The organism is Pseudomonas sp. S2_H01 (assembly GCF_054668305.1).
The window spans coordinates 4,557,953-4,569,804 of record NZ_CP162756.1 but is presented as its reverse complement, the minus strand read 5'-3'; the positions used below and the strand labels follow the sequence as shown (position 1 = coordinate 4,569,804).

General features: G+C 61.3%; 11 protein-coding genes. 3 read left to right on the top strand and 8 right to left on the bottom strand.

The window, feature by feature from the left end; genetic code table 11:
- Positions 1-84 precede the first annotated feature (84 nt).
- The 3 genes from eutC to eat are packed head-to-tail and all read right to left on the bottom strand — an operon-like array spanning position 85 to position 3,748.
- Positions 85-906, bottom strand: coding sequence for an ethanolamine ammonia-lyase subunit EutC (eutC, locus tag AB4N84_RS20500; RefSeq protein ID WP_460042878.1), 822 nt, complete (start codon positions 904-906; stop codon positions 85-87).
- Positions 907-951: 45 nt separating this feature from the next.
- Positions 952-2,343: an ethanolamine ammonia-lyase subunit EutB gene (locus tag AB4N84_RS20495; protein ID WP_074749381.1), complete on the bottom strand. Its 1,392-nt coding sequence runs from the start codon at positions 2,341-2,343 to the stop codon at positions 952-954.
- 52 nt (positions 2,344-2,395) lie between these two features.
- Positions 2,396-3,748 carry an ethanolamine permease gene (eat, locus tag AB4N84_RS20490; RefSeq protein WP_460042876.1) on the bottom strand — a complete coding sequence of 451 codons (1,353 nt, stop codon included), beginning with the start codon at positions 3,746-3,748 and terminating at the stop codon, positions 2,396-2,398.
- Positions 3,749-4,163: 415 nt separating this feature from the next.
- On the opposite strand from eat, the gene qhpR reads away from it, so the two are divergent.
- The gene (qhpR, locus tag AB4N84_RS20485) at positions 4,164-5,225 is read left to right on the top strand and encodes an AraC-like transcriptional regulator QhpR (RefSeq protein WP_460042874.1); all 1,062 of its coding nucleotides are present in this window, start codon (positions 4,164-4,166) and stop codon (positions 5,223-5,225) included.
- A gap of 172 nt (positions 5,226-5,397) precedes the next feature.
- Here the strand turns inward: qhpR and AB4N84_RS20480 are convergent, their stop codons facing one another.
- From AB4N84_RS20480 to AB4N84_RS20460, 5 genes are all read right to left on the bottom strand, one after another.
- A complete protein-coding gene (locus AB4N84_RS20480; RefSeq protein ID WP_074749378.1) occupies positions 5,398-5,853 on the bottom strand; it encodes a hypothetical protein in 456 nt (151 codons plus the stop codon).
- Positions 5,837-6,484 carry a DUF6036 family nucleotidyltransferase gene (locus tag AB4N84_RS20475; protein WP_460042872.1) on the bottom strand — a complete coding sequence of 216 codons (648 nt, stop codon included), beginning with the start codon at positions 6,482-6,484 and terminating at the stop codon, positions 5,837-5,839. The genes AB4N84_RS20480 and AB4N84_RS20475 overlap by 17 nt, the downstream gene beginning before the upstream one ends.
- A 120-nt stretch (positions 6,485-6,604) precedes the next feature.
- Positions 6,605-6,706: a hypothetical protein gene (locus tag AB4N84_RS20470; RefSeq protein WP_460047075.1), complete on the bottom strand. Its 102-nt coding sequence runs from the start codon at positions 6,704-6,706 to the stop codon at positions 6,605-6,607.
- 78 nt (positions 6,707-6,784) lie between these two features.
- A complete protein-coding gene (locus AB4N84_RS20465; protein WP_460042870.1) occupies positions 6,785-8,740 on the bottom strand; it encodes an AAA family ATPase in 1,956 nt (651 codons plus the stop codon).
- Positions 8,741-9,080: 340 nt separating this feature from the next.
- On the bottom strand, positions 9,081-9,344 hold the full coding sequence (locus tag AB4N84_RS20460; RefSeq protein ID WP_460042868.1) for a DUF2790 domain-containing protein: 264 nt from the start codon (positions 9,342-9,344) through the stop codon (positions 9,081-9,083).
- Between the two features lie 308 nt (positions 9,345-9,652).
- Between AB4N84_RS20460 and AB4N84_RS20455 the strand changes: the two genes are divergently transcribed.
- Positions 9,653-10,393: a response regulator gene (locus AB4N84_RS20455; protein ID WP_074749374.1), complete on the top strand. Its 741-nt coding sequence runs from the start codon at positions 9,653-9,655 to the stop codon at positions 10,391-10,393.
- Positions 10,390-11,703: a sensor histidine kinase gene (locus AB4N84_RS20450; protein ID WP_460042867.1), complete on the top strand. Its 1,314-nt coding sequence runs from the start codon at positions 10,390-10,392 to the stop codon at positions 11,701-11,703. Before AB4N84_RS20455 ends, AB4N84_RS20450 begins: the two co-directional genes overlap by 4 nt.
- Positions 11,704-11,852: the final 149 nt, after the last annotated feature.

Here is an 11,852-nt window from a genome sequence, read left to right as displayed (position 1 = left end):
ACCTGGAGTGAACACGTTTTTGCAGGCGCCGGCCCGCTGCACGCCGGCGCTTACAACGCTCATTGTGCAGCAGGCTGTCGACCGTCATCCGCCGATCAGGAAGTTACCCGGACGCACGCCTTCGCCCGCCTCCAGTACCGGCACCTGCGCGTCATCTTTCAGGTTCACACCGGACAACTGCCGCCGCCAGGCTTCGCGCATCAAGTACAGCAACTTGTGCGCGGCCATCGCGTAGCTCATGCCTTCCAGCCGCACGTTGGAGATGCAATTGCGCGCCGCATCGTTGAGGCCGACCCGAGGCGCGTAAGTGAAATACAGGCCCAGGCTGTCCGGCGAACTCAGGCCCGGCCGCTCACCGATCAGAATCACCACCATCCGCGCCTTGAGCACTTCGGCCACTTCATCCGCCACCGCGACACGGCCCTGCTCGACCAGCACCACGGGCGCAACGCTCCAGCCCTCGGCAGCCGCCAGCTCATCGATGCGTTCGAGCATCGCCGGGCTATGGCGCTGCACGGCCAGCGACGACAGGCCGTCCGCCACGACCACCGCCAGATCGAAGCCGTCAGCGTGCGCTTGGGCGTAAGTGCGCAATTGCTCAACCGAGTCCGCCGACAAGCGACGTCCCAGGTCGGGCCGTTGCAGGTAGACGTTTCGGTCTGAGGCGGAACTGTGGACCGTCAGCGTTTCGCGCTGGCGCGCCGCCAACTGCTCACTGAGGGCGGCGTGATCGAAGGGCAAGTGCACAGCGTCTCTGGCTTGCGCGTGAGCAAACTGGAAATCCAGTTGTGCGGCGGTCGGCAGGCTCGTGCCCGCGTGCCCCAAGGCAATCCGCGCCGAGGTCAGCGAGCGCAGCTGACGCCAGGCATCGGCTTGCGCGGGGGATTTACTGTGGTCATCGCTCATGGCCCTTCCTTCTCTCTTTTCACGGCTACTGCTGTGTCGATCGCGTTATTTCAACTGCGCAAGCGCCTGACGGAACAACGGTGGCACGCCTTGCCCCAGACGCACGCCGCCATCGTCCTGACGCAGGATGTCCATGCGCGTCAGCCATGCCTCGAACTCCGGCGCCGGGCGCAGGCCCAGCGTCTTGCGCGCGTACAGCGCATCGTGGAACGAAGTGGTCTGGTAGTTGAGCATCACATCGTCGGAGCCGGGAATGCCCATGATGAAATTGATGCCCGCCACACCGAGCAGTGTCAGCAGCATGTCCATGTCGTCCTGATCGGCTTCGGCATGATTGGTGTAGCAGATGTCACAGCCCATCGGCACGCCCAGCAGCTTGCCGCAGAAGTGATCTTCCAGGCCCGCGCGGATGATCTGCTTGCCGTTGTACAGGTATTCCGGGCCGATGAAACCGACCACGGTGTTGACCAGGAACGGGTTGAAATGCCGCGCCACGGCATAGGCACGGGCCTCGCAGGTCTGCTGGTCAACGCCATGATGAGCGTTGGCTGACAGCGCGCTGCCCTGCCCCGTTTCGAAGTACATCAGGTTGTTGCCGAGCGTGCCACGGTTCAGGCTCAGGCCCGCTTCGTAGCCTTCGCGCAGAATCTCCAGGCTGATGCCGAAGCTGCTGTTGGCCGCTTCGGTGCCGGTAATGGACTGAAACACCAGATCCACCGGCACGCCTTTCTCGATGGCTGCGACCGAGGAGGTAACGTGAGTCAGCACACAGGACTGGGTAGGAATGTCGTAATGGCGAATCACGCCGTCGAGCATTTTCAGCAGTTCGGTGATGGCGCTGATGCTGTCAGTGGCCGGGTTGATGCCGATCATGGCGTCGCCGTTGCCATACAGCAAACCGTCGAGCACGCTGGCCGCGATGCCCGCTGGGTCATCGGTGGGGTGATTGGGCTGCAAGCGGGTGGACATCCGCCCGCGCAGGCCCACGGTGTTGCGAAAACGGGTGACCACGCGAATCTTCTGCGCCACCAGTACCAGATCCTGCACGCGCATGATCTTCGACACCGCCGCCGCCATTTCCGGGGTCAATCCCGGCGCCAGTGCCTTGAGGCTGGCCTCGGTGGCCTCGTCACCCAACAGCCAGTCGCGGAAACCGCCGACCGTCAGGTGACTGACCACCGAAAACGCCGCCAGGTCATGAGTGTCCACGATCAGCCGGGTGACTTCGTCCTCCTCGTACGGAATCAGCGCCTCGTTGAGAAAGCGCTTGAGCGGCACCTCGGCCAGGGCCATTTGCGCCGCCGCACGTTCCGCGTCACTGGTGGCGGCGACTTCGGCGAGGAAGTCCCCGGAGCGTGCAGGGCTGGCCTTGGCCATGAGTTCCCGCAGGCTGTCGAAGCGCCAGACCATGCCACCGATGCTGTGGGAAAAGCTCATGCGTAACCTTCCTTCTATCGACTCACTTGATTAACCGGCCACTGCAGCGACTTCAACGAGCCACTGCAACCACTGTGCCGCGACTGCGCACGACTTTGACGAACAGCGCACCCAGTGCCATCAGGCACAGGAAGATGCCGCAGATCACCAGATTGAACCAGACCATCGCGATCAGGCACACCACCGCCAGCACCAACGCGATGCCCGGCACGATCGGGTAGCCCGGCGCACGGAAGCTGCGTTCCAGATCCGGTTCGCTGCGACGCAGTTTGAACAGGCTCAGCATGCTGACGATGTACATCACGATAGCGCCAAATACCGACATGGTGATCATCGCGGCGGTCAGGGTCATGCCCTGCAGGTTGACCAGGCCGTCGCTGAGGATGGCCAGGATACCGACAACGCCCCCGGCAAGAATGGCACGGTGCGGCGTCTGAAAGCGCGACAGCTTGGCCAGGCTCGGCGGCAGGAAACCGGCCCGGGCCAGAGCGAAGAACTGGCGCGAGTAGCCCAGGATGATGCCGTGGAAACTGGCGACCAGACCGAACAGGCCGATCCACACCAGCATGTGCATCCAGTTGGAGTTGTTGCCGACAACGGCCTTCATCGCCTGTGGCAACGGGTCGTTGATGTTCGACAGCGCACGCCAGTCACCCACGCCGCCGGCGAAGATCATCACACCAATTGCCAGCACCACCAGGGTCAGAATCCCCGCGACGTAGGCACGCGGAATGGTGCGTTTCGGGTCTTTGGCTTCTTCAGCGGCCATGGCCGCGCCTTCGATGGCGAGGAAGAACCAGATGGCAAACGGAATCGCCGCGAAAATCCCGCTGATCGCGGGCAGGCTGAAGGTGTCGGAACCGGCCCAGCCGCCGAGCACGAAATTGCTGAAGCTGAACCCCGGCGCGACCACGCCCATGAACACCAGCAGTTCGGCGACGGCGAGCACGGTCACCACCAGTTCGAACGTCGCGGCGATGCTGACGCCGAGGATGTTGAGGGTCATGAACACGAGGTACGCCCCGATCGCGGCGACCCGCGGATCAAGGGACGGATACTGCACATTGAGGTACGCGCCAATGGCCATCGCGATGGCCGGTGGCGCAAACACGAATTCGATCAGCGTCGCGAGCCCGGCAATCATCCCGCCGGTCACGCCGAACGCACGCAGGCTGTAGGCGAAGGGGCCGCCCGCGTTGGGGATTGCTGTGGTGAGTTCGGTGAAGCTGAAAATGAAGCAGGTGTACATCACCGCCACCATCAGCGTGGTGACCAAAAAGCCCAGCGTCCCCGCCGTGCCCCAGCCATAGCTCCAGCCGAAGTATTCGCCGGAAATCACCAGGCCTACGGCCAGTCCCCACAGGTGCAGGGTTCCCAATGTCGGTTTGAGTTGTGTAGCGGTCATGAGTGTGTACCCCGGTAGCCAAGCGACGGTATTTGCCTGACGTCGAGCATAGCCACAGGTTTACCGGCAAGGCTTGACCGTACAGGACGCGGGTTGTCGTGTGCGGTCAAGTTTTTCGGGTATTGGCGCGGGGTGCGCCAAGGCGGCGCGTGAAATGAGGGTGTGCTTTATAGAGGGTCACTGCTTTACCCAGATCGGCATTCAGCGGGTGAGTTGAAGGGTAGCAATCGAGGCGAGTCAAACGTTCTTTGTAGGAGCGCGCTTGCCCGCGATTGCGGTGTGTCAGCAGAAGGATGGGGTGCAGATACACCGCAATCGCGGGCAAGCGCGCTCCTACAGGTCGGCGTCAAACCGTAACAAGGTACGACATTTGCTTGAATAAAATTCATACAGACCCTGACGGCCCTTCATCTCGATGCTTCAGACCCTCATCCCCAGCGCTGCACCGACCTCCCCCGCCGCCAGCAATCGCGGCGTGCTGTCGGCTGCCGCCAACGGTCTGGATGGCTTCATCGTGCAGCACGGCGGCGACCTTGATCGGGTGTTCGGCTGTGCCGGCATCGATCCCGAGCAACTGCTGCACCCCACGCTCAGCCTGCCCCTGACCAACTACTGCAAAGTGCTCGAGGAAGCCGCCTGGCAAACCGGCTGCGACAACTTCGGCCTGCGTTATGGCCAGCAATTTCAGCCTCAGGCGCTGGGTCTGCTGGGCTACATCGGGTTGTGTTCCGCAACCCTGGAAGACGCCCTCATCAACTTCTCGCAAGCCTTTCCGTTCCACCAGCACAGCACATTGATCGAACTGGTGGATCAAGGGGACTGCTACCGCTTCGACTATCAGGTCCGGCACGGCGCGATCCATGAGCGTCGCCAGGACGCCGAACTGACCATGGGCATGGCGATGAATCTGGTGCGTCATGTGCTGGGCCCGGACTGGGCGCCTCGGCAAGTGGCCTTCGAACACGCCAGACCGCAGGAATGGCACGAACACCGCGACACCTTTCATGCCGACGTCAGCTTTGGCCAAGGCTGCAATTCGCTGCTGATTCCCAAGCGGGAACTGGTCGGTAAGGCCATGCCGGGCAGCGACCCGATCCTGCTGATGCTGATCAAGGACGCCATTCGCCAGTTGGGCGACAACGGCAGCGAGATCAGCCTGCTGGAACGTGCCCGGCAGACCATCCTCGCCACGCTGCACCTGGGTGAACCGGCACTGGACGAAATCGCCCACCACCTCGGTCTTTCCGAATGGGCCTTGCAACGCAAGCTGCGCGAACAGGGCCTGAGCTTCACGCAACTGGTGGACCAGATTCGCCAGGACTCGGCCATCGCCCACCTCAAACAGCAGAACCTCAGCGTCACCCAACTCGCCTCCATGCTGGGTTACTCCGAGACCAGCGCCTTCTCCCGGGCGTTCAAGCGCTGGTTTGGGTTGAGCCCCAAGCAGTGGCGCAGCGCGGCGGTCAACACCCAGTAAACGCTGTGCCACCCTTTATAACTCTCGTGCCGAACGTACCTGTCTCAGGAAATCACCGACCTGCCACTCAATGGCGGATGCTGAATCCGTGGGGTTTAGCGTGCTGGTGAAGGCAGGGGGCCGTTCGGCGCAGGCCCCACGGAGCGTCTTTTGAGTGAGCCCCAGGCTGATGCTATTTGAAAGCGTCGTTTCGAGAAGCTGCATAGTGCCGGGTCTGGTAAGGCAACAGCGTCTGGATTTTCAATCCAAGTCCTTCATCCAGCCCCCAACACAGGGCAAGCCTGTCGCGCCGCTCACGTAGCCGCGCTCCAGGTGTGTCACTCAGTTCATCCTGGCTCCGATAACGCTTGAGTAGCAGACTCAGTGAGTAAAGCGCTTCAGACGCTCGTTCCTCACTGAGGCAGGTAAATCGAGTCAGCTTCTCCAAAAAATAACCCGCTCGGCGCACCGCTACCTCATCGGGGCTACGCGCAAGAAAGAGCCGAAGTTCGGATTCAAGGCTCGAATGCTCATACCAAACCTCTTGAGCGGCACTTATCAAGGTCTCATCATCGGCCAGACTCAGTGGGCCCCTGCCTAGGCTGTCCAATGCTTCAGAAAGAATGTGGCGATCAGAAGGTTTGGTCATCTGCGGTCTCCAGATAGTCCTGCAGGATGTTCTTCAGAATCGAAGTCGGTGGCTCATGATTGCCAACATAGCAATCAATCGCCTCCAAGGCCAAGCGCTCAAATTCGGCAGCCAGAATGAAACCAGTGCGTAATAGAGCGAAAATGTCGCTGATGTCTTGATCAGTGGCACGACCGAGCTTCGAGATAGCGATATCAACGGGCGACGCAATGAATACATGAAGGGGTGACGCAGAATCGAATGTAGGCAGTCGTAGGCCTCGTTCAAGATAATCTTCGTGCAACGGGCCGAGGCCGGTCGAGAAATTTAAATCATAGGTCAACTCGATCAAGCGTCCCGTTTGGTCATCCAGAAACTCTTCGGGAAGTTCAGCGAGCAATCTGCAGACGTCAATCTCTGAAGGCAGCGTCGTTGAAAAGAACTCCGCATCAACATCCATCGACACCCTATGGCTGGTGTAGAGGTGAACCGCACACCCGCCGAAGACAATGACCCTGAGCGCGCCCGGCGGGGCATTTTCAGCTTCCAGTTCCCGGGCCAGAGAACCAAACATCGAAATCAGTGCCTGCCCTAACGGGGTCTCGCAGTTGAGTACGGCAGGCCTGACATCACCTGAATTGCCCTCGTTCATCGTTCATCCCTGCACCGAATTGATCGGTCAGCAACTTAACAATGCCAAGGCAAACGGTAAGTCAGGCGATTCCACGGCGACTCGTAGGACGCGCCGCCAATTCAGGCAGGCGTCGGCCCTCTACAAGAACTCTTCCCCCTCCCGCATCAACACCGCGCGATCCACTTCGTCCAGCGAGCACACGCCGAGCATGCCCATGTTGCAGCTGATTTCCTGTGACAGCAGTCGGGCGGCGTGGAGTACGCCCTCATCGCCTGCAACGGAGGCGGCGAAAGCTTCGCTATCAGAGAGGGAATGGACTCATGACTCCTTGCGCCCGATGTCCTGCAGCCAGTCATTCAGGTTCCCCGGCAACAACAGTTCATGCCGAGCCCGCGAGCTGGCGGTGTACAGCAGCGAGCAGACGCTGGCCAGTGAATGCGGCGAACCGGTGCGCGGAGGACGCATCAGGTCGCGGGAGAGCAGCACGGTGTCGAACTCCTGGTTCTTAACGTCTTCGACCTTCGCCAGCTTGAGGATGGCGCCAGGTTCGCTGCAGAACCGTTGCAACGTCTCGGCAAACTGCGGCTCCGTGTTGCCTTGCCCCAGCCACTCGTGCACCGCCTTGAATTCGTGACTGCCGCCCATGGCTTTAGCCAGCGCGTCCCAATGGGTGTAACGAAAGATCAGGCGATGCTGGGGCCGCAGGTCTTCACGGTAAAGCAGCACCAGGCCCTTGATGAACAGGGTCAGGTCCTGAGCCGTGCCCGCCGGCAATTGAAACCGCGCACCGGCTTCGGTCAAACGCTTGAACCAGGCGAACAGGCCCCATTCGTTGGCAACCAGAATCGTGGTGGGTTTGTCCGGAATCGGCATGACGCTGTGGCCGATGATGCGCGTCGGGTAAGGCGCGCGCCCGACGAAGCCTTCTTTGATATCGCTGGGGTGCAGCTGAATCAGCGGGTTGAGGACGTCGGCCATCTGCCGCCCGGCACGGATCGACTGGGTCATGAACCGCTGACGAATCGAACCCCCATGACGCGGCGCCTTGCCGCTCAGTTGCTGAAACTCATCGCCCAGCGTGATCACTGCCTGTGGGCTCCGATCGAGGATCTGCACCATCGGCGCGGTCAGTTCGTGGCTTTCATCGATGATGATGTGGGTGAAGTTTTCGAAGACCACTTCCGAGGTCATCGAGAGGAACTTGATGCGATGGCTGTTGCGCACCGGCAAACGGATGTGCGGCGCGGAAGGCCGGACGGTTTCCCGCCACAACAGCCGGCTGTATTCCAGCAGCATGGCGATGTCCGCCTGACTGGCGGCGTACCCCAATGACGGCAGATGCCGCGGCTCAAGGGTGGGCAGCGGCGACAGGCAAAAGCTGTAAACCGTGGTGCGGCACACCCATGCCACCTGCCGGGGAGGCAGATTGCCAACCGTTTGCAGGTTCAGCCATTCGGCGACTTGCTGATCGGACACCAGCGAGTCGGCGCCGGTGCGCTGCCTGCCCGTGTTGCGCCAACCGGCCGAAGTCTGGTCGCGATTGAGCAGCAGGTTGGCCATGTGGCCGAAGGTGCAGGCGTGGAGCTTTCGGCTCGGATCACTCTGCCTGACGCGATCCTCCAGCGCCTTGACCTGTTGCGGGTACGTCGCCATGAGCAAGGTCGTTTCAGCGGGCAGCGTTTCGAAGAACTTCGCCAGCAGGAAGGTCTTGCCGACGCCCGCGTAGGCCTGCAAATGAAACGACTCATCCTGGCAGCCACGGAACTCGTCGAAGATCCGGCTCTGCTGGTCGCTCAGATACAGCAGGTCGCCCGTCGGCAGGACCACTTCGCGGGTCAGGGGCTCGAGGGTCTGGCGATGGCGTTTGCCAAAACCGAAGTCCCAATGGCCTTCATCGTCGAGGTAGTCCTCATCGTCGACTTCGTGCGCCTCAAGCAAGCTGATGCCTGCCACTTCCAGAACACTCAGGCCCTGCGCGAGGTGGGCGGCGTTGAAGCGCATGCGCAGCAGATCGCCGAACGACCCGCCCGCCTCTTCCATCGACAGCGCCGCACGCATGACATCGTCAAGCATGCGCTCCAGCTTCTCGATGGGCGTGTTTTGCTCGACCAGTGCGTTGAGGTTGATCAACAGCATGAGGGCAGCGAGCTGCGCCCGGGTCGCCTCGGCGAGAAAATCGTCCAGCGACTCGCCGGCGGCCAGGCTTTGAGCCGCCTCTTCGGTCACGGGTAAAAACAGCGAGGGCGGTGGAGCAAACGGACCGGGTGAACTCATTACGGGGCAATCGTCCTGATAAACGCGACGGCGTGGGGCAGAAACAGCGGAAGATGACGCAACAGCTTACCCTTCCCGACGCCCCGTCGCCCACCACGTTGTCATGCCGATTCGGCAGGGCAAAGCAACGGCCGTCATCGCATCACATTTACAGCCTCTCTGGAGGTATCTAACCGCACGCTGCAGGAGCCTGGCATATCCCGCGATCTGCCGGGAACCGGCAGCAAAACCTGTGCATGGGGCGTCTCAGGTACAAACGGGACGCCCGATTTTGCTGGCGCTGCATCAAAACCCATCACACCCGACTCGTGCGCTCGCCAACAGGCCGAACACGCCGGGATCAGTTGTCCCCTGCGCAGTCCTGAGTAACGGTGCGGTAATTCAGGGTCTGCTTCTGGCCGTGAGAATCGACGTAGTTGAGGTGCGTATTGACCAGACCGCAGGTGGGTGTTGCATCGACTTCGGTAGACAGGGCCCTGGCGATGTCCAGGTGTTCACCATACATGTAGCTGTGTGCAGGAACGCTGTCCTGGGCTTGAGCCGAAAACGCACCGAGGCTCAGGGCGGCAAACAGCGTGGCGATTCCGATGTTCTTCATGTTCATGGTGTTCTCCGAGGTTCAATGGGTCATTCGTCGTTTGAGTGCGAGACGGTGTGCCTGTGTTGTCTCGATGGGTCCCATTGAATGCCTCGCAGGTGTCCCGGATGTGTCGGGAAATGCCTGAAAATCATCTTTAAGTGTCATGGCGTGGTCTGGATACACAGCGATACATTCGCATTGAAAAATGCGCTTTTTGCATCCGGATGTATTCGTCGCAGGATCAGATACAGTGCAATACAAAGGGCGGCAGGCAAGCCCTGCGCAGCTGGGTAAGATGCGCCACACGTCAATGAAAACGGGGAGCTGAGGCAATGGAGCACGTAGACCACATTCTGATTGTCGACGACGATCGCGAAATTCGGGAGCTGGTGGGCAACTACCTGAAGAAGAACGGATTGCGCACCACGGTGGTCGCCGACGGCCGCCAGATGCGCTCGTTCCTGGAGTCGACCCCCGTGGACCTGATCGTGCTGGACATCATGATGCCCGGCGACGACGGCCTGCTGCTGTGCCGCGAACTGCGCGCGGGCAAGCACAAGACCACCCCCGTATTGATGCTCACGGCCCGCAGCGACGAAACCGACCGCATCATCGGCCTGGAAATGGGCGCCGACGATTACCTGGTCAAGCCCTTCGCCGCCCGTGAGTTGCTGGCGCGCATCAACTCCGTGCTACGCCGTACCCGGATGCTGCCACCCAACCTGATCGTCAGCGAGAGCGGTCGTCTGCTGGCATTCGGCAAATGGAAACTGGACACCACCGCCCGTCACCTGCTGGATGCCCAAGGCACCGTTGTCACGCTCAGCGGCGCCGAATACCGCCTGCTGCGCACCTTCCTCGATCACCCGCAACGGGTGCTGAGCCGCGATCAACTGTTGAACCTGACCCAGGGCCGTGACGCCGACCTGTTCGACCGCTCCATCGACCTGCTGGTCAGCCGCCTGCGCCAGCGCCTGCAAGACGATGCGCGGGATCCGGCCTACATCAAGACCGTGCGCAGTGAAGGTTATGTCTTCACCTACGCCGTCGAAATCCTCGGGGACGAGGCATGAAGCTGACGTTCGGATGGCCGCGGACCCTGGCCTCCCGGCTGTCGCTGATCTTTCTGATCAGCCTGGTGCTGGCTCACGGCTTGTCGTTCGGGTTGCAGTTCTACGAGCGTTATCAGAGCGCGATGACCCTGATGCTGGGTAACCTGGAGCAGGACCTGACCACCACCGTTGCCGTACTGGAACGTTTGCCCGCCAATGAGCGTGAAGCCTGGCTACCGCGCTTCGAACACGCCAATTATCGTTACATCCTCGGCACCGGTCAGCCGGGCACGGCGATGGACATGAGTCATTCGCCGGTCTCGGTGCGCTCGATGCAGGCCACGCTCGGCCGCGAATACACCTTGCGCTTTCAGGACGTGCCGGATATTCGCCCACACTATCAGGCGCACCTGACGCTCAGCGACGGCTCCCCGCTGACGATCGACGTTCGCCCCTCGATCATGCCGTTGTCGCCTTGGCTGCCCCTGCTGCTGATCGTGCAATTGGTGCTTCTGTTTACCTGCACCTGGCTGGCCGTGAGAACCGCGATTCGCCCGCTGACGCGCCTGTCCGAGGCCGTCGATAACCTGGACCCTAACGGCGAAGGCACCCGCCTGGACGAAAGCGGCCCGACCGAAGTGGCCTTCGCGGCGGTGGCGTTCAACACCATGCAGCAACGCATCGCGACCTACGTCAAAGAGCGCATGCAATTGTTGGCGGCCATTTCCCACGACCTGCAGACCCCGATTACCCGCATGAAGCTGCGCGCCGAGTTCATGGATGAAGGTGTCGAGAAAGACAAGCTGTGGAGCGACCTGAGTGAAATGCAGCACCTGGTTCAGGAAGGCGTGGCCTATGCGCGCAGCATGGACACCTCCACCGAAGCCGTTCGGCGGGTGGACCTGGACTCGTTCCTCGACAGCCTGACGTTCGACTATCAGGACATGAACAAGCAGGTCCAGCTGTGCGGAAAGACCGGCGGTGTGATCGATACCCGTCCCCATGCCTTGCGCAGGGTCTTGGTGAACCTCACCGACAACGCGCTGAAATTCGCCGGCGCAGCCGAGATCAAGGTGCAGACCCTCGGTGACCAGGGCTTGTCGATCCAGGTCCTGGACCGCGGCCCCGGCATTGCCGAGGCCGAGCTGCCGGAAGTGCTCAAGCCGTTCTATCGCGTCGAGAGTTCGCGTAACCGTGATACCGGCGGCACGGGATTGGGCCTGGCGATTTCCCAGCAACTCGCCTCTGCGCTGGGTGGCACGTTGAGCCTGTCCAACCGGGAAGGCGGTGGGTTGTGCGCCGAGCTGCGCTTGCCGAAGAAGGTGGGTTGATACGCTCTGTAGGAGCGCGCTTGCCCGCGAATGCATTCTGTCTGTGACATCTGCTTCACTGACGCACTGCAATCTCAGGCAAGCCGTTCCTGCACGAAGCGCGGATCTCAAACGCCACCCCAGAGGCGCTAACGTGGCACGAACCCCAA

Coding starts and splice junctions, on each gene's coding strand:
- AB4N84_RS20455 (WP_074749374.1), top strand. CDS start 9,653: ATGGAGCACGTAGACCACATTCTGATTGTCGACGACGATCGCGAAATT.
- AB4N84_RS20450 (WP_460042867.1), top strand. CDS start 10,390: ATGAAGCTGACGTTCGGATGGCCGCGGACCCTGGCCTCCCGGCTGTCG.
- eutC (WP_460042878.1), bottom strand. CDS start 906: ATGAGCGATGACCACAGTAAATCCCCCGCGCAAGCCGATGCCTGGCGT.
- AB4N84_RS20495 (WP_074749381.1), bottom strand. CDS start 2,343: ATGAGCTTTTCCCACAGCATCGGTGGCATGGTCTGGCGCTTCGACAGC.
- eat (WP_460042876.1), bottom strand. CDS start 3,748: ATGACCGCTACACAACTCAAACCGACATTGGGAACCCTGCACCTGTGG.
- AB4N84_RS20480 (WP_074749378.1), bottom strand. CDS start 5,853: ATGACCAAACCTTCTGATCGCCACATTCTTTCTGAAGCATTGGACAGC.
- AB4N84_RS20475 (WP_460042872.1), bottom strand. CDS start 6,484: ATGAACGAGGGCAATTCAGGTGATGTCAGGCCTGCCGTACTCAACTGC.
- qhpR (WP_460042874.1), top strand. CDS start 4,164: ATGCTTCAGACCCTCATCCCCAGCGCTGCACCGACCTCCCCCGCCGCC.
- AB4N84_RS20465 (WP_460042870.1), bottom strand. CDS start 8,740: ATGAGTTCACCCGGTCCGTTTGCTCCACCGCCCTCGCTGTTTTTACCC.
- AB4N84_RS20460 (WP_460042868.1), bottom strand. CDS start 9,344: ATGAACATGAAGAACATCGGAATCGCCACGCTGTTTGCCGCCCTGAGC.